Raw genomic sequence first — 17,502 nt, 5'->3', positions numbered from 1 at the left:
TCCCCACCCGAACCCGGCTGATGCCGCGTTCGGCTCCCCCGGGAACCGAGGCCGGAAACATCCGGCCTCGGACGGGAGCGGGTTCACGGCGGGGCAGGGCGGAAGCGGCTTCTCACTCCTCAGTCTGGGCCTCGGCCACCGCCACCGCCGTCATGTTGACGATGCCGCGGGCGGTAACCGATGGGCCGAGGATGTGCGCGGGCTTCGCCGTGCCCATCAGGATCGGGCCCACCGGCAGCGCGTCGCCCAGCACCTTCAGCATGTTGAAGGCGATGTCGGCGGCGTCGAGATCGGGCATCACCAGCACGTTGGCGACGCCCGTGAGCGTCGAGTGCGGGTAGGTGCGGCGGCGGATGTCCTCCAGCAGGGCCGCATCCGCCTGCATCTCGCCGTCCACCTGCAGGCTCGGCTCGCGCTCGCGGATGATGGCGAGGGCCGAGCGCATGCGCTTGGCGGAGAGCGTCTCGTAGCTGCCGAAGTTAGAATGCGACAGCAGCGCCACCCGCGGCTCCAGGCCGAAGCGGCGGACATGGGCGGCGGCCAGCACCGTCATCTCCGCGAGGTCGGGCGCGGTGGGCTCGGTCTGGATCTGCGTATCGCAGATGAAGAAGTTGCCGTGGGAGGTGATGAGCAGCGAGAGCGCCGCCAGCTCCTTCACCCCCGGCGCGAGGCCGATGATGTCGCGCACCTGCCGCAGGTGCCGCGCGAAGCGGCCCTCGATGCCGCACAGCATGGCATCCGCCTCGCCACGCTTCACGGCCAGCGCCGCGATCACGGTGGGATGGGTGCGCACCAGCGTGCGGGCGGCGTCCGGCGTCACGCCGCGGCGGCCGGCAAGCTCCACATAGTCGCGCACATAGTCGCGATAGCGCGGATCGTCCTCGGGGTTGATGAGATCGAAGTCCTGGCCGGGCCGCACCGAGAGGCCGAAGCGCTTCAGGCGGGTCTCCAGCACGTTGGGACGGGCGACGATGATGGGACGGGCGATGCCCTCCTCCACCACCGCCTGGACGGCGCGCAGCACCCGCTCGTCCTCGCCCTCGGCATAGACCACGCGCTTCATGTTGCGCTTCGCCTGGGCGAACAGCGGCCGCATGATGAAGCCGGAGCGGAACACGAAATGGTCCAGCCGCTCGATATAGGCGTCCATGTCGGCGATGGGCCGGGTGGCGATGCCGGTGTCCATGGCCGCCTTCGCCACCGCCGGCGCGATGCGCAGGATGAGGCGCGGATCGAACGGCGAGGGAATGAGCGAATCGGCGCCGAAGGCGCGGGTCTCGCCGCCATAGGCGCGGGCCACCACGTCGGACGGGGTCTCGCGGGCCAGCGCCGCGATGGCCTCCACCGCGGCCATCTTCATCTCGGGGTTGATGTCGGTCGCCCCCACGTCCAGCGCCCCGCGGAAGATGTAGGGGAAGCACAGGACGTTGTTGACCTGGTTGGGGAAGTCCGAGCGGCCGGTGCAGATCATGGCGTCGGGGCGCGCCTCGCGGGCGAGCTCGGGCATGATCTCCGGGATGGGGTTGGCGAGGGCGAGGATGAGCGGATGATCCGCCATCTTCTTCACCATCTCCGGCTTCAGCACGCCGCCGGCGGAGAGGCCGAGGAAGATGTGGGCGCCCTCGATCACCTCGTCGAGGGTCCGCTTGTCGGTCTTCTGGGCGAACTTCTCCTTGTAGGGATCCATCAGGGTGTTGCGGCCGTCATAGACCACGCCCTCAATGTCGCAGACCCAGATGTTCTCCTTCTTCGCGCCCAGCGTGAGGAGCAGGTTGAGGGAGGCGAGGGCCGCCGCGCCGGCGCCCGAGGCGACGATCTTCAGCTCCTCGATCTTGCGGTTGCCTACCTCCATGGCGTTGCGCACCGCCGCGCCGACGATGATGGCGGTGCCGTGCTGGTCGTCGTGGAAGACCGGGATCTTCATGCGCTCGCGCAGCTGGGCTTCCACCTCGAAGCACTCGGGAGCCTTGATGTCCTCCAGGTTGATGCCGCCGAAGGTGGGCTCCAGCGCGCTGATGACGTCGACCATGCGCTCGACGGTCTTGGCGTCGATCTCGATGTCGAACACGTCGATGCCGGAGAACTTCTTGAACAGGACGGCCTTGCCCTCCATCACCGGCTTGCCGGCGAGCGGCCCGATGTCGCCGAGGCCGAGAACGGCGGTTCCGTTGGAGACGACCGCCACGAGGTTGGCGCGGATGGTCAGCTCCGCCGCCAGGAGGGGATCGGCGGCGATGGCTTCACAGGCGGCGGCGACGCCGGGGGAATAAGCGAGCGCGAGATCGCGCTGGTTGCCGAGGGGCTTGGTGGCCTGGATCTCCAGTTTCCCGGGCTTCGGCAGGCGATGATAGACGAGCGCCCCCGAACGCAGATCCTCGGAAATATTGGACGCCATTCCCCTTCCCCCTCCTGAAAACCGACCGCTTGCAAAACGGGCTGCAACCTAGCCGCCACGCACTCCCATGTCACGGGCCGGGACGAAAATTGAGGTATGTTGCATGGGCGCAATACGACTCGGCCAAGAGGCAGAGGAAAGGGAGCGGCATGAGCAGGAAAATCGCCCTTCGGGTCGCCGCCACGATCGGCCTTGTGGCGGTGCTGTCCGTCGCCGGCTGGTACGGCTTCCTCGAATGGTCGCGCGCCAAGGTCCGCGCGGAGGTGGACGCCGTGTTCGCCGGCATAAGGGAGAGCGGCGCCAAGGCCGCCTTCGCCGAAGCCGCCTTTGATCCCAAGGAGATGGGCGTCACCGTCACCGGCATTTCCATCCTCTCGCCGGACGGTTCGGCGCGGCTGAAGGTGGACCGCCTCTCCGCCCGCGGCGGCGAGCGGCCCAACGACCGGCGGGTGGCGGTGGATGCACTCGACCTCGACGGCGTCGAGATCTCCGTGTCCGGCGAGGCCGCCGCCGGCGGCACCATCACCTATACCCTGCCGCAGGTGATGATCGACCGCTACAACGGCCCCATGACCCTGATCGCCGCCGGCGAGGGCACCGGCCCCTATGGCGCGCTGCGGGTGGCGCTGCGTCAGCTCGCCGCCACCACCGCTGCCAAGGTGACCATTCCCGAGGCCCGTGGCCGCATCGTCCCGGCAGGCGCTCCCCCCGCCGAGATCACCTATCGGAACCTTGCCGCCGAAGGCGTCAATGCCGGGATGATCCGCAGCATGGTGGTGGACAGTCTCACCGCTTCCTTCACGCCGCCGCCGGAGCCCGCCGCCCAGACCGGCGGCGCCGCGAAGGACGCCCGGCCGGGCGCCGGCGCGGAACCGGCCAAGGCCGCGCCGGGCCGCGTCACGGCGCAGGTGGACGGCCTCGTGGCGGCGCAGATCGACATCGCCCCTCTCCTGCTCATGACCCAGCCCGGCGGCCCCTCCGGCAAGGCGGCGGAGACCTACGGCCGCATCTACGGCAAGGTGGTGACCGGGCCCTACAAGGTGACGCAGGAGAATGGCCCCTCCCACGCCGCCCAGTCCGTGCTGATGGAGAACGTGGCCATCAAGCCCGCGGCCTTCGACGCCCAGCGCATCGCCGCCCTTGATGCCCTGAGCCGCAAGGCGCCCGACCTGTCGCGGGAGGACAGGAGGCGCCTCGCCGAGCTGACGCGGGACTTCATCGGCGGCATGGCCTTCACCACCCTCGCCATCACCAACGCCACCACCGAGCAGCAGGGCGAGAAGGGCAAGGTCGCCACCGCGCGGCTGGAGGGCCTCGCCAACGGCCTGCTGGACGGCGCCACCTTCGAGGGCATGGAGGGCGCCACGCCCGGCGGCGGCGCCGGGAAGCTGGCACGGTTCGCGGTGCGCCAGCTCGACTTCAACCAGCTGGCGCGCCTCTCCGCCGAGGCGGACGCCCCGTCGCCGCTGTCGGCGCTGGTGCTGTTCAAGGTGTTTTCCGGCGTCGAGATGCAGGGACTGGAAGTGCCCTATGGCGAGGGCGCGCAGAGCGGCGAGCCGGTGAAGGTCGGCACCTTCGCCCTGTCCTGGGGCGGCTCGCTGGGGGCCCTGCCCTCCTATCTCGACTTCACCCTCGCCGACGTGTCCGGCCCGATCCGCGCGGACGACGGCGAGCCCTTCACCTATCTCGTCAATGCCGGCATCACCCGCTCCACCATCTCCATGGGGCTGAAGGCGTCCTACGACATCAACGCGCGCACCCTCACCATCGCCCCGGTAACCACCGAGGTGAAGGAGGCCTTCCGGGTGAACCTGGAGAGCACGCTGGCGGACGTGCCCGACGCCGCCTTCACCGATGCCGCAGGCTTCGTCTCCGCCCTGCCCGCGGTGGCCGCCGGGCCGGTGAAGGTGACGCTGACGGATCTCGGCCTTGCCAAGCTCATGCTGGCGCAGCTCGCGGCCGCCGCCGGCGTGAGCGAGGACGACTATCGCGACGAGGTGGTGTCGCTGGCCGAAGGGATCGCCGACGAGTTCGCCGCCATCTCTCCGGAGGCGGAGCAGGTGGGGGCGGCCGTGGTCGCCTTCCTGCGCAAGCCCGGCACGCTGACGGTGACCGCCACCCCCAGGGGCCGGGTGCCGTTGCTGGCGCTGGTGGGCTCCAACGACCCCTCGGTGATGCTGGAGGCGTTCACCTTCTCGGCGACGGCGACGGCGCCGTGACGCGCTGGCCCTGAAGCCACGGGCGGTGCCATAAAGCCCTCCCCCGCACGCGGGAGAGGGCGGACCCGCCAGCCATCGCCGGACCCTTCACCTGCGGCGCGGGGCGGTCGGACGGCTCATTTGCCCCCGGGCGGGGTGTTGAAGAGCACCACCAGCTTCATGATCTGCTGCTGGATGGCCGCGTTCACCTCCGCCGGCTTCTGCTCCTCGACCTCAACCACCTTGCGGCCGAGCGGGCTCTCGTAGAAGGCGACGAGGCCCTTCAGCTCGTCCGGCGTGAAGGCCTTCGCGTAATAGGCCGCGAAGGTGGCCATGAGGTCCTCGCGGATGCCGGTGGACGCCTTCAGAAGATCGGCGCGGACCTGCGCCTGCTTGTCGGCCGGCTGCTTCTCCACCACCTCGGAGATCATGCGGCCGATCCGGCCTTCCATGCCGGGGGCGACCGACAGGTTCACCACCTGGCGCGCCGCCCTGTCGGCCGCCTCGTCCGCCGCGGCCGCGGCCGGAGACAGCAGGGCCGCGACCACAAGCCATTGAAACGCATACCGCATCGGCGCTCCTCCCCGGGAACCGCCGATGCGTCCGTTGCGCGTCGGGCCTTCGTTCCCGAAGGCGAGGCTATACTTATTTCGCCTGCGGCGCAGGGCGAATGTGCAGCTCGCGCAGCTGCTTGGGCGCGGCCTCGGCAGGGGCGCCCATGAGCAGGTCGATGGCCTGCTGGTTCATGGGGAAGAGCGAGATTTCGCGCAGGTTCGAGACGCCGCAGAGCAGCATCACGATGCGATCCACGCCCGCCGCCATGCCGCCATGGGGCGGCGCGCCATACTGGAACGCGCGGTACATGCCGCCGAAGCGCTCCTCCACCGTCTCGGCGCCATAGCCGGCGATCTCGAACGCCTTCACCATGGCCTCGGGGCGATGGTTGCGGATGCCGCCGGAGGCGATCTCGTAGCCGTTGCAGGTGATGTCGTACTGGAACGCCTTGATGGTGAGCGGGTCCTGCCCGTTCAGCGCATCGAGGCCGCCCTGGGGCATGGAGAAGGGGTTGTGGGAGAAGTCGACCTTCTTGTCGTCCTCGTTCCACTCATACATGGGGAAATCGACGACCCAGGCCAGCTCGAAGCGGTCCTTGTCGACGAGGTTCAGTTCCTCGCCCACGCGGGTGCGGGCGAGGCCCGCGAACTTCACGAACTTGTCCGGGTCGCCGGCGACGAAGAAGGCGGCATCACCCGCCTTGAGGCCGAGCTGGGCGCGGATCGCCTCGGTGCGCTCGGGGCCGATATTGTTGGCGAGCGGACCGGCACCCTCGCCGCCTTCACGCCACATGATGTAGCCGAGGCCCGGCTGGCCCTCGCCCTGCGCCCAGCTGTTCATGCGGTCGCAGAAGGCGCGCGAGCCGCCGCCGGGGGCGGGAATGGCCCACACCTCGTTCTTCTCCACCTCCAGCATGCGGGCGAACACCTTGAAGCCCGAACCGCGGAAATGCTCGGAGACGTTCTGCATGACGAGCGGGTTCCGCAGGTCCGGCTTGTCGGTGCCGTACTTGCGCATGGCCTCGGCATAGGGAATGCGGGGCCAGTTCTGCGTCACCGGCTTGCCTTCGGCGAACTGCTCGAACACGCCGGTGATGACCGGCTCCACCGCCGCGAAGATGTCCTCCTGCTCGACAAAGCTCATTTCCAGGTCGAGCTGGTAGAACTCGCCGGGCAGGCGGTCAGCGCGCGGGTCCTCGTCGCGGAAGCAGGGGGCAATCTGGAAGTAGCGGTCGAAGCCGCTCATCATGATCAGCTGCTTGTACTGCTGCGGCGCCTGGGGCAGCGCGTAGAACTTGCCGGGGTGCAGGCGGCTCGGCACCAGGAAGTCGCGCGCGCCCTCCGGCGAGGAGGCGGTGAGGATGGGGGTCTGGAACTCGAAGAAGCCCTGCCCCTTCATGCGCGAGCGCATGGCATCAATGATCGCGCCGCGCGTCATGATGTTGCGGTGGAGCTTTTCCCGGCGCAGGTCGAGGAAGCGGTAGCGCAGGCGCGTCTCCTCCGGGTACTCCACGTCGCCGAACACCGGCAAAGGCAGCTCCGCCGAGGGGCCCAGCACTTCCAGCTCGGCGGCGTAGACCTCCACCGCGCCGGTGGCGAGGTCGGGATTCTCCGTGCCTTCGGGGCGCAGGCGCACCTTGCCGTCGATGCGGATCACCCATTCGGCGCGCACCTTCTCGGCGTCCCTGAAGGCGGCGCTGTCGGGGTCCACCACCACCTGGGTCAGGCCATAATGGTCGCGCAGGTCGATGAAGAGCACGCCGCCATGGTCGCGGATGCGGTGGCACCAGCCGGACAGGCGCACGATCTCGCCCACCTCGGCGGTCGAAAGCGCGCCGCAAGTATGGGAGCGGTAACGGTGCATGGGTCGCCCTTTCAAGGCTGAATGGAGAGGCGCGGGGGCCGCGGGCCCGGTGTCCGGACGCCCCGCGCGCAGCGGAACCGCGCGCGCCGGACGCCTGAAGCCCCGCTCCGTCCCGGGCGCGGCGTTTCCGCGCGCCACGGCACGAAAGTCCGCGTCTGAGGCGGGGGGAAGGTGCATGCGCTCCGGCCCTTGTCAAGCATCCTGTCCTGTCCAGCAGGAATCAGGCCATGTTGGAACGCGTCAACTTCGCGCATTATTCAGGGGGGCGCGTCGGGTGGACGCGCGGGGGGCAAAGCCAGCATGAGCAGGCCAGCGGGGGCGGAAAAATCGGCAGCCGCGAAGCGACGGCCCGGCCGGCGGAGCCCGGCCCCGCTGGTGATCCTCGCCGCGCAGCTGATCGTCGGTGTTCTCGTCGCCACGGCCTCCTTCGTCCGTACCGCGCGGCACGACGGGATCGAGGATCGCCGCCGCGAGCTCGCCAATCTCGCCTTGACCCTCGCGGAGCAGACCGCGCGGGTGTTTCAGGGACTGGATTTCATCGCCGACGACCTGATCGGCCACATGAATGCCGAAGGGATCGAAACCCGCGCCCAGCTCAGGGCCGCCATGGGCACGCAGGCCGTCCACGCGCTGCTGCAGGCCCGGCTTTCCGCCGTGCCACAGGCGGACTGGCTCGCGATCATCGACGACAGCGGGCAGCTGGTGAATTCCTCCCGCATTTGGCCGGTTCCGGACACCGACATGTCGGAGCGCGAAACGTTCCGGGTCCTGTCCAGCGCGGCGTCACCGCCCCTCTTCATCGGAGAGCCGGCGGCCAGCGCCCGGACCGGCCGCATCGCCATCCCCCTCGCCCGGCGCTTCACCGACGGCGGCGGCCGCTTCCTCGGACTGGTGCAGGGGGCGATGGAGCAGTCCTATCTGGAGCGCTTCTACGGCGCCATCCGGCTCGGCAGCGACGGCATGATCGCGCTGGTGCGCGCCGACGGGGGGCTGCTCGCCCGGCACCCGGGAAGCGCCGGCCTCTCCGATCGCGATCCCGCGATGCGGGCGCGGACCATCGGGGCCGTCTTCGCCGCCGCCACGGACGGCCTGCTGCCCCCCGGCACGCTGGACGAAAAGGAACGGATCGCCGCGCTCCAGCCCCTCCCCGGCCTGCCCCTCTCCATGGTGGTGAGCGACAGCCGCTCCGCCGTCGAAAGCGTGCTGTGGCAAAGGGCCCTGCCGCTGATCCTCGCGGCAGGGCTGTTGTGCTGCGCCATCGCCCTGATCACCTACGGCGCCGTGCGACTGATCCGGGGCGAGCGCGCCATCGCGGCGGCCGAGCACGCCATGGCGCGCCGGGAGCCCCTCACCGGCCTCGCCAACCGGCTCGCCTTCACCGAACGCCTCGAAGCCCTGCTCGCGAAGTCGGGGACGACTCCGGCCTTCTCGCTCCACTGCGTGGACCTCGACGACTTCAAGGCCGTGAACGACACGCTCGGGCACGAGGCCGGCGACCTGCTGCTGGTGGAGTTCGCGCGCCGCATCCGCGGCCGGCTGGCGCCGGGCGACATCGCCGCCCGGCTCGGGGGCGACGAATTCGGCATCCTGCGCCTCGGCACCGCCTCGAACGGCGAGGCGCTCACCTTCGCCCAGGGCGTGATCGAGGCCCTCGAGGAACCGTTCGTCATCGGCCATCACCGGGTGACCGGGGGGTGCAGCATCGGCATCGCCTTGTCGCCGGCCCACGGGATCCGGGCGGAGCAGCTGCAGCACAATGCCGACCTTGCGCTCTACCGCGCCAAGAGCGACGGACGCGGCGTCGCACGGGTCTTCCTCGAAGAAATGGAGGCGAGCGCCAGCGCGCGCCGGGAGCTGGAGCTCGACCTGCACGCGGCCTGGCGGGAGCAGCACTTCTTCCTCGCCTACCAGCCCATCTTCGAGGCCGCCAGCGGCCGGCTGGCGGGCTTCGAGGCCCTGGCCCGCTGGCCCCATCCCGAGCGTGGCCTGGTGCCGCCGGAAGTCTTCATCCCCATCGCGGAGGAAACCGGGCTGATCCAGCCGCTCGGCGCCTGGGCGCTGCAGGAGGCCTGCCGCGCGGCCGCGGAATGGCCACCGCACCTGTTCGTGTCGGTGAACCTCTCGCCGCTCCAGTTCCGCGGCGCCCAGGCCCACCAGCACGTGCGGGCGGCGCTCCAGGATTCCGGCCTGCCGCCGGAACGCCTCGAGCTGGAGATCACCGAATCGACCCTGCTCAAGCAGGGGCCCGCAGTGCGCGCCACCCTGGACCAGATCGCCGCCGATGGCGTCACCCTCGCCCTCGACGATTTCGGCACCGGCTATTCCTCCCTCGGCTATCTGCGCACCCTCACCATCGGACGGATCAAGGTGGACCGCTCCTTCGTCGAGGACGTGGAACGCTCGCCCCAGAGCCTCGCCATCGTGCGCACCATCCTCAGCCTCGCCCGCACGCTGTCCCTGCGCTGCACGGCCGAGGGCATCCAGACCGAGGGCCAGCGCAGCATCCTCGTGGCCGAGGGCTGCACCCATCTCCAGGGCTTCCTCCTCGGCCACCCGACCACGGCCGAGGAAGCCCTTGCCCTCGCCCGCGCCACCGCTGCGTGACAAAATCGCGCCACATTCCCTTTTCGGGACGGCCCGGCATGGGTATGGTCAACGCATGGATCCGATCACCTCGACCGAGGCGCTGGCCGCGGCCTGCGAGCGTCTCGCCCGCCACCCTTTCGTCACCGTCGACACGGAATTCTTAAGGGAAACCACGTTCTGGCCGAAGCTCTGCGTGGTGCAGGTGGCTTCGCCGGACGAGGCCGTGCTCATCGACGCCCTGTCCGACGGACTGGATCTTTCGCCGTTCTACCGCCTCATGGCCAACGAACGGGTCATGAAGGTCTTCCATGCCGGCCGGCAGGACATCGAGATCATCTGGCACCAGGCCCGCCTCATCCCGCACCCGGTGTTCGACACCCAGGTTGCAGCGATGGTGCTTGGATACGGTGACAGCATCTCCTACGACCAGCTGGTTCAGCGCACGACGGGCCACGCCCTCGACAAATCGTCGCGCTTCACCGACTGGTCGCGCCGGCCGCTGAGCCAGGCGCAGATCGTCTACGCCATCGCCGACGTCACCCATCTGCGCGACATCTACATCAAGCTGACCTCCGACCTCGAGGCCCGCGGCCGGGCGGAGTGGGTGGGCGAGGAGATGCACGTCCTCACCTCCCCCACCACCTATGAGCAGCATCCGGACAGCGCCTGGGAGCGGCTGAAGTCCCGCGTGCGCAAGCCGCGCGAGCTGGCCGTGCTGGTGGAGGTGGCCGCCTGGCGCGAGCGCGAGGCGCAGACGCGCGACCTGCCGCGCGGGCGCGTCATCAAGGACGAGGTGATCGGCGAGATCGCCGTGCAGCAGCCGCAGACACCCGAGAAACTGGCCGAGCTGCGCTCCCTGCCCAAGGGTTTCGAGCGCTCGCGCTACGGCGAGGCGGTGCTGGAAGCGGTGCGGCGGGGCGTCGCCCGCGACCCGAAGACCCTGCCGCGCATCGAGCGCGACAAGCCGCTGCCCAACGGCGCCAGCGCCACGGTGGAATTGCTCAAGGTGCTGCTGCGCATGACAGCGGAGCAGAACGCCGTGGCCGCCAAGGTCATCGCCACCACCGAGGACCTGGAGCGCATCGCCGTGAGCGACGAAGCCGACGTGCCGGCGCTGAAGGGCTGGCGCCGCGAGCTGTTCGGCGAGCGCGCGCTGGCGCTGAAGGCCGGCCGGCTGGCGCTGGCGGTGGATCGCGGGCGGGTCATCGCGGTGGACAAGGAAAGCTGATGCCCTTGACGCAAGGGAGCGCCCCGTGAAAGGGCGCGCCCTGCGCCGGTACGTTGCGGCGCCGGGCCCTCACCCGGGCCGGGTGAAGGTCAGGATCTCCCGCTTGCCGGCATGGTTGGCGGGACCGACGATGCCCTCGGTCTCCATGCGCTCCATGAGGCTCGCCGCCTTGTTGTAGCCCACCTGCAGCCGGCGCTGGATGTAGGAGGTGGAGGCCTTGCGGTCCCGCATCACGATGGCGATGGCCTGCTCGTAGAGGTCGCCGCCGGCCTCGCCGAGCCCGGAACGATCGAACACCGCCTCGTCGTCGTCCTCCACCTCGGCGGTCTCGTCCAGAATCACGTCGTCGAGATAGTCCGGCTTGCCCTGGGCCTTGAGGAAGGCCACCACCTTCTCCACCTCGCCGTCGGACACGAACGGCCCGTGCACGCGCATGATGCGCCCGCCGCCGGCCATGAACAGCATGTCGCCCTGCCCCAGCAGCGTCTCCGCCCCCATCTCGCCGAGGATGGTGCGGCTGTCGATCTTGCTCGTGACCTGGAACGAGATCCGGGTGGGGAAATTGGCCTTGATGGTGCCGGTGATGACATCCACCGAGGGACGCTGCGTCGCCATCACCAGATGGATGCCGGCGGCCCGCGCCATCTGGGCGAGGCGCTGGATGGCGCCCTCGATCTCCTTGCCCGCCACCATCATGAGGTCGGCCATCTCGTCCACGATGACGACGATGTAGGGCAGAGGCGTGAGGTCCATGTCCTGTTCCTCGAACAGGCTCTCCCCGGTCTCCTTGTCGAAGCCCACCTGCACGCTGCGGGTGATGACCTCGCCCTTCTCCGCCGCCTCCTTCACCCGGGCGTTGAAGCCGTCGATGTTGCGCACGGCGAGGCGACTCATCTTCCTGTAGCGCTCCTCCATCTCCTTCACCGCCCATTTGAGGGCGATGATCGCCTTCTTGGGATCGGTCACCACCGGGGTCAGCAAATGGGGAATGCCCTCGTAGATGGAGAGCTCCAGCATCTTGGGGTCGATCATGATGAGCCGGCAGGCGTCCGGCGTGTGCCGGTAGAGCAGGCTCAGGATCATGGTGTTGATGGCCACCGACTTGCCGGAGCCGGTGGTGCCGGCCACCAGCAGATGCGGCATGCGGGCGAGGTCCGCAATCACCGGCACGCCGCCGATGGTCTTGCCGAGGCCGAGGCCGAGCTTCGGCCGCGCCTCGGTGAATTCATGGCTCGACAGCAATTCGCGCAGCCACACGGTCTCCCGCCGCCGGTTGGGCAGCTCGATGCCGATGACGTTGCGCCCCTCCACCACCGCCACGCGCGCCGACACCGCGCTCATGGACCGGGCGATATCCGCGGACAGGCCGATGACGCGGGACGACTTCACCCCCGGCGCCGGCTCGAACTCGTAGAGGGTGACCACCGGGCCGGGATTGGCGTCGATGATCTCGCCGCGCACGCCGAAATCGCGCAGCACCTGCTGGAGCATGGTGGAGGACTGGTCGAGGAATTCCTCGGACAGCTCGTAATCGGGCTCCACCATCGGCGGCTCGCACAAGAGGTCGAGGGGCGGCAGCTCATAGCCATCGGCCTCCCCGGCCGCCTCCGGAGCGGCGAGAGCGGACGGGAGAGGCCGCGCCACGGGACCAGGTTCGGCAGAGGCGACGGGGGCGGGCGCGGCGACGGGGGCGGCCGACGCGAAGCCGAGCGGCGCCACCGCCCCGAGAAAATGGGCGGAGATGCTCTGCTGGTACGGCCGCCAGAGGGCCGGCGACGGCTCCGTCAGCATCGGCAGGCCGGCGAGGTCGGCATGCCCGCAAGCCGGCGCATCCTCATCGTCGCCTGCATCGTCCCCGGCGTCGTCGGCATCGGTCTCGTCATCGTGGTCGGCAAGGAGAAGGTCTTCGTCCTCGTCGTCTGCTTCGTCCTCCTCGTCGAATGTGTCGTCCTCGCCTTCGGCGCCATCCGCCCCATCATCCGAGGCGACGAGCAGGTCCTCGTCTTCCAGCCCGTCGCCTTCGGCGTCGGCATCGACTTCCTCCGGGTCGCAGGCCTCGGACCCGTCGCCCCAGGCATCGTCGCCGAGGTCGTCGTCCTCAACCTCCGCATCCTCGACCGTCTCGCCATCGTCTTTAAGGTCGTCGTCAAGCTCGAGAGCGTCGGCGCCGTCTTCGCCCACCGGAGCCTCGCCAGCGCCCTCCACCGGGGCGAGATCCTGCTCGACGGCCGGCGCGGGGGGCACCGCGGCGCGGCCGAGTACCAGCAGGCGCCCCAAAGCCTCGATATGGGTGGGAAGGGGCTCCTCGGCCGGCACGACCGCACCGGAGACATCAGCCGGCGGCACAGGCTCATCAGCATCAGGCTCAACGGCGACCAGGGAGAGGCTTTCCGTCACGAATTCCAAGTCCTGCTCCTGCACCGCCGTTGCGTCCCCCATCTCCACATCCCTGTCGTCCGGAGCGGCGACCTGCGCCTTTTCCACGGGCGATCCTCCGTCCGCGGGCTCCGGCGCCACGATCCCGGGGGCCGGCGCGTCGAGGCCCGCAAGTTCAGGCGCGGGGACGACCGTCTCCACCGGGACCTCGGCCACCGCTTCCGGCTCCGAATCGGCCTGCGCCGCCGGATCGTCCAGCCGCGGAGCGGACGCCTCCGGCGCGAATGCCTGTGGCGCCGCCGGCTCGTCGTCGGTGGGATCGAGCACGAAATGCCAGCCGCGCGTCGAAATCTCCGGCGCCGGCGCGGTCTCTGTCTCGATCTGCGCCGCGATCTCGGTCGCCACCTCGCGCGGACGCAGGAAGTGGTCCGGCGTGCGGGTGAAGCGGGTGTTGGCGTCGAGGGTGAAGGGCCTCAGCCAGCTCGGAATAAGGTCGAGGGCAAGCCAGCTGTGCGTCGGCGCAGGCGCGCGCACCTCATCTTGCACCTCGGACCAGGCCTCGACGGACCGTTCCGCAGGCGGGACATAAGCCGGCGCAAACTCGCCGAAGGAGGGCACCACGCGACGCCCGCCGGCATAGGCGGACGGCGGCGCGAAGTCCGCCTCCTCGTCATAGGAAGGAAACTCGAAGGGTCTCGGAGGACGGTTGAAGGAAGACATGCTGATCCGCAATCCGCAGCACCGGTGCCGTTCCCAAGGCTTAGCCGCCCCGCGTTAAGGGGAGGTTTGCACCCCTGATATGGCGGTTATTTATTACCTCCCACCTGTGGATGACGAGCATCCCTGCGCGTCGTCGCCGCATCGCTGGCGCACGGGCGCAAGCGATGCGGGCACCGGCCTACCTGCCTTTACCGATGGCGCCGGTTCGGGAGTGGAACAGAAGAGGCGTGCCGACCGTCACGGGGCGGGCCGGCGGGCGCGCGGGCCTGTCAAAGGGCGTCGCGCAGGCCCTTCACGAAGCTGGAGAGCCCAGTGAGGCGCCGGCGCTTCAGCCGCTCCGCCTGCAGGATGGCCGTGAGCTTGCCGAGGCTGTCGTCCACCTCGTGATTGATGATGATGTAGTCGTATTCGGTGTAGTGGCTGATCTCGTCGGAGGCCTTGGCCATGCGCTGGCGCACCACCTCTTCCGAATCCTGGGCGCGCGAGCGCAGGCGCTGCTCCAGGTCGGCCGCCGTGGGCGGCAGAAGGAAGACCTTCACCAGGTCCTGCTGCGCGGTCTCGCCCAATTGCTGGGTGCCCTGCCAGTCGATGTCGAACAGCACGTCCCGCCCGGCGGACAGGGCCTGCTCCACGGCCGGGCGCGGCGTGCCGTAGAGGTTATCGAACACCACCGCGTGCTCCAGCAGCTCGCCCTCGTCGCGCATGCGGTGAAAGGTGGGCACGTCCACGAAATAATAGTCCTTCCCCTCCACCTCGCCGGGCCGGGGTGGCCGCGTGGTGACGGACACGGACATGGTGATGCGCTCGTCGCTGGCGAGCAGCTTGCGCGAGAGCGTGGTCTTGCCCGCCCCCGAGGGCGAGGACAAAACCAGCATCAGACCACGCCGCGCCAGAATACCCGCGCCCGGCTTCCAGCCCGGCAGCGCGAAGTGCGACGACACGGAGGAGGCGGCGGATTGCGGCATGGGTTCGGGCTTCACTCGAGGTTCTGGATCTGCTCGCGGAACTGGTCCACCAGCAGCTTCAGGTCAAGCCCGATCTGCGTCAGCGCCACCGAATTGGACTTGGAGCACAGGGTGTTCGCCTCGCGGTTGAACTCCTGGGCGAGGAAATCGAGCCGCCGCCCGGCCGGGCCGCCGGTATGCAGGAGGTCGCGCGCGGCGGTGATATGGGCACTGAGGCGGTCCAGTTCCTCACGCACGTCCGCCTTGGTCACGGCGAGCACGGCTTCCTGGTGCAGGCGGTCGGGGTCGAGGGTCGCGGCCTCCATCAGCACGCGCACCTGCTCGGCGATGCGCGCCTTGATGGCGTCCACGCCGCGCTCCGGCAGGCGCTCGGCACGGACCAGCAGCGCGGAAATGGCGTCGAGCCGTTCGGAGAGGATGGCGTTGAGTGCCTCGCCCTCGCGGGTGCGCATGGTGCCGAGCTCGGCGAGCGCACGATCGAAGGCGGTGAGCACGGCGCTCATCAGCGCGCGGCGCTCCTCCTCGCTTTCATCGGCCTCGGCGATCTCCACCATGCCCTTCACCGCCAGCAGGCCATCAAGGGTCGGCACCGGGGCGCCGAGGCGGCGGGCGCTTTCGGAGACGGTGCGAAACAGCGCCTCCAGCGCCCCCTGGTTGACCCGGACAGTGCCCGTCTCACCCTCGCGGGTGGCGGAGAGCGCCGCGGAGACCGAGCCTCGCGTCAGCACCTGGCCGGTGCGGGTGCGCACGTCCGCCTCCAGCACCTCGAAGCCTGGGGGCAGCCGCAACCTGAGGTCCAGCCCCTTGCCGTTGACCGAGCGCACCTCCCAGCCGAACCGCCACGGCCCGTGGGAGCCGGCGACGCGGGCAAAGCCGGTCATGCTGGCAAGGGGGGCCCGGGCCGAGGCCGGTACGCGGCTGGTGGTGACGGCGGCACGCTTCATGTTCGATCCTGCGGCAGGGCCGCGCTCTGGAGTTGGGAGCGTCTTCGGCAGACGCTGGAATTCGTTCTGCGTCGCGAAAACGCGTAATGCAATGACCTGGATCCGTCAGGCGGATCCTGGAACACCTCATCAATTTTGGAGCCGGAAGCCGCAAGAGGCAAACGCAGGCCCTTCCGTCCAGCCGCTCGCGCGCCGTCCATATATGAAGACGACCCGCCGGCCCCGTGAACCCGCCGGCCCGAGCCCGGTGCGCACTCATCTTAAGGCGAGAGGGCGATTCACCGGCCGGATCGAGCCAATCTGGTCGGATGGCGCTCTAATTGCTCGTCCCAGGCGTAGCCGCGGGGGTATTGCCCTGCTCGATGGCCCGCCAGCGGGCGACATTCTTGTTGTGATCGGCCAGCGTCTCGGCGAAGGCGTGGCCGCCGGTGCCGTCCGCAACGAAGAACAGGTCCTTCGTCTTCAGCGGGTTGGCCACCGCCGCCAGCGCATCACGCCCCGGATTGCAGATGGGGCCGGGCGGCAGGCCGTCGATGGCGTAGGTATTATATGCCGTCGCGGTAGCGATGTCGGTGCGGCTGATGGGCCGCCCCAGCGAACCACGCCCACCCACGATGCCGTAGATGATGGTGGGATCCGACTGGAGCCGCATCTTCTTGTTGAGCCGGTTGACGAACACCGCCGCCACCTTGGGCCGCTCATCCGCCTGTCCCGTCTCCTTCTCGACGATGGAGGCGAGTGTCACCAGTTCCTGCGGGCTCTTCACGGGCAGATCGGGCGCACGCTTCGCCCAGATGGTGGCGAGGAGCTTGCGCTGGGCCTCGGCCATCTGCTGGAGCACCTCATCGCGAGTCATGCCGCGATGGATGCGGTAGGTCTCGGGCAGCAACGTGCCTTCCTGCGGCACGGCCGGCGTGCCGGTGAGAAGCTCGTTGTCCATCAGGCGCTTGACCACCTGCTGGCTGGTCAGGCCCTCGGGGATGGTGACCTGGTGCAGCACCACCTTGCCGGAGGCGATGGTGTCGATGACGCTCGCCACCGACTGGCCCGGCTTGAACAGGTATTCACCCGCCTTCAGGTTGGCATCGGGCCGGCCGAGCTTCTGGCCGGCGACGAACACCAGCCAGTTCTCCACCACGCCTTCGCGTTGGAGAATCTCCGCCATGTCGCGCACGCCGGCGCCGCGCGGAATGAGCACCACCTTCTCCGCGGTGAGCGGACCGGGCTCGGTGAAGGCGCGCTGGCCATACCAGCCGACGAGGCCCATGCCGACGAAGACGAACAGCAGAAAGGTGAAGATGCCGCTGCCGATGGTCACCGCCGGATGGCGCGCGCTGCGCGACGGACGTGCCGGCCGGGCGGGTTGCCCCCGGCGCCCGGCGCGGGCGGCCCCCTTCGGCGCGGGCTTGGCCGACGCAGGGGGGGTGGCGGCGGGCTCGGTGGTCCCGATGTTTTCCGGCGCTCCGGCCGGTGATGATCCGTCGTTGGATTCGGCCATCCGGCTCCCCTGTCGTCGGCGAAGGCGCGCGGTCGGGCGTTCGAGGCGGAACGCCACCGCATGGGAGGCTTGCTAAAGGCACATTCGGGCGCAACGGCGGCATGTTCCCGAACGTCTTCCGATGCGTCGGCCCGCCTTGCCCCCCGCTGGGGGACCGGCCGGGGCGATGCTCCG

General features: G+C 69.5%; 10 protein-coding genes. 3 read left to right on the top strand and 7 right to left on the bottom strand.

Annotated elements, in window-relative coordinates:
- Positions 1-112: 112 nt before the first annotated feature.
- Positions 113-2,395 carry an NADP-dependent malic enzyme gene (locus K9U40_RS08705; RefSeq protein ID WP_282889819.1) on the bottom strand — a complete coding sequence of 761 codons (2,283 nt, stop codon included), beginning with the start codon at positions 2,393-2,395 and terminating at the stop codon, positions 113-115.
- Between the two features lie 149 nt (positions 2,396-2,544).
- On the opposite strand from K9U40_RS08705, the gene K9U40_RS08700 reads away from it, so the two are divergent.
- A complete protein-coding gene (locus tag K9U40_RS08700; protein ID WP_282889818.1) occupies positions 2,545-4,614 on the top strand; it encodes a hypothetical protein in 2,070 nt (689 codons plus the stop codon).
- A gap of 116 nt (positions 4,615-4,730) precedes the next feature.
- On the opposite strand, the gene K9U40_RS08695 is transcribed toward K9U40_RS08700, so the two are convergent.
- Both K9U40_RS08695 and aspS read right to left on the bottom strand, forming a co-directional pair.
- A complete protein-coding gene (locus K9U40_RS08695; RefSeq protein ID WP_282889817.1) occupies positions 4,731-5,165 on the bottom strand; it encodes a DUF2059 domain-containing protein in 435 nt (144 codons plus the stop codon).
- Positions 5,166-5,238: 73 nt separating this feature from the next.
- On the bottom strand, positions 5,239-7,011 hold the full coding sequence (gene aspS / locus K9U40_RS08690) for an aspartate--tRNA ligase (RefSeq protein WP_282889816.1): 1,773 nt from the start codon (positions 7,009-7,011) through the stop codon (positions 5,239-5,241).
- A 375-nt stretch (positions 7,012-7,386) separates the two neighbouring features.
- Here aspS and K9U40_RS08685 point away from each other — a divergent pair, with 375 nt between their 5' ends.
- Together K9U40_RS08685 and rnd are read left to right on the top strand one after the other, a co-directional pair.
- Complete coding sequence (locus tag K9U40_RS08685) at positions 7,387-9,615, top strand: putative bifunctional diguanylate cyclase/phosphodiesterase (protein ID WP_282889815.1); 2,229 nt, start codon at positions 7,387-7,389, stop codon at positions 9,613-9,615.
- A gap of 55 nt (positions 9,616-9,670) precedes the next feature.
- Entirely contained in the window at positions 9,671-10,825 is a 1,155-nt protein-coding gene (rnd, locus tag K9U40_RS08680; RefSeq protein WP_282889814.1) for a ribonuclease D, read from the top strand.
- A gap of 69 nt (positions 10,826-10,894) precedes the next feature.
- On the opposite strand, the gene K9U40_RS08675 is transcribed toward rnd, so the two are convergent.
- The 4 genes from K9U40_RS08675 to mltG form a co-directional block, all read right to left on the bottom strand.
- Positions 10,895-13,921, bottom strand: coding sequence for a DNA translocase FtsK (locus K9U40_RS08675; RefSeq protein WP_282889813.1), 3,027 nt, complete (start codon positions 13,919-13,921; stop codon positions 10,895-10,897).
- Between the two features lie 269 nt (positions 13,922-14,190).
- Positions 14,191-14,886, bottom strand: coding sequence for a guanylate kinase (gene gmk, locus K9U40_RS08670; RefSeq protein ID WP_414114723.1), 696 nt, complete (start codon positions 14,884-14,886; stop codon positions 14,191-14,193).
- Between the two features lie 11 nt (positions 14,887-14,897).
- The gene (locus K9U40_RS08665) at positions 14,898-15,830 is read right to left on the bottom strand and encodes a YicC/YloC family endoribonuclease (RefSeq protein ID WP_282889812.1); all 933 of its coding nucleotides are present in this window, start codon (positions 15,828-15,830) and stop codon (positions 14,898-14,900) included.
- A 316-nt stretch (positions 15,831-16,146) separates the two neighbouring features.
- On the bottom strand, positions 16,147-17,328 hold the full coding sequence (gene mltG / locus K9U40_RS08660) for an endolytic transglycosylase MltG (protein ID WP_282889811.1): 1,182 nt from the start codon (positions 17,326-17,328) through the stop codon (positions 16,147-16,149).
- Positions 17,329-17,502: the final 174 nt, after the last annotated feature.

It is taken from the genome of Xanthobacter autotrophicus (genome assembly GCF_030015065.1).
In the GTDB taxonomy this organism is placed as follows: domain Bacteria; phylum Pseudomonadota; class Alphaproteobacteria; order Rhizobiales; family Xanthobacteraceae; genus Xanthobacter; species Xanthobacter autotrophicus_D.
This window is presented reverse-complemented; position numbering and strand designations above follow the sequence as displayed.

Bases quoted from the DNA above. Each gene is read 5' to 3' on its own strand.
- aspS (WP_282889816.1), bottom strand. From the start codon at position 7,011: ATGCACCGTTACCGCTCCCATACTTGCGGCGCGCTTTCGACCGCCGAG.
- gmk (WP_414114723.1), bottom strand. From the start codon at position 14,886: ATGCCGCAATCCGCCGCCTCCTCCGTGTCGTCGCACTTCGCGCTGCCG.
- K9U40_RS08695 (WP_282889817.1), bottom strand. From the start codon at position 5,165: ATGCGGTATGCGTTTCAATGGCTTGTGGTCGCGGCCCTGCTGTCTCCG.
- mltG (WP_282889811.1), bottom strand. From the start codon at position 17,328: ATGGCCGAATCCAACGACGGATCATCACCGGCCGGAGCGCCGGAAAAC.
- K9U40_RS08700 (WP_282889818.1), top strand. From the start codon at position 2,545: ATGAGCAGGAAAATCGCCCTTCGGGTCGCCGCCACGATCGGCCTTGTG.
- K9U40_RS08665 (WP_282889812.1), bottom strand. From the start codon at position 15,830: ATGAAGCGTGCCGCCGTCACCACCAGCCGCGTACCGGCCTCGGCCCGG.
- K9U40_RS08675 (WP_282889813.1), bottom strand. From the start codon at position 13,921: ATGTCTTCCTTCAACCGTCCTCCGAGACCCTTCGAGTTTCCTTCCTAT.
- rnd (WP_282889814.1), top strand. From the start codon at position 9,671: ATGGATCCGATCACCTCGACCGAGGCGCTGGCCGCGGCCTGCGAGCGT.
- K9U40_RS08705 (WP_282889819.1), bottom strand. From the start codon at position 2,395: ATGGCGTCCAATATTTCCGAGGATCTGCGTTCGGGGGCGCTCGTCTAT.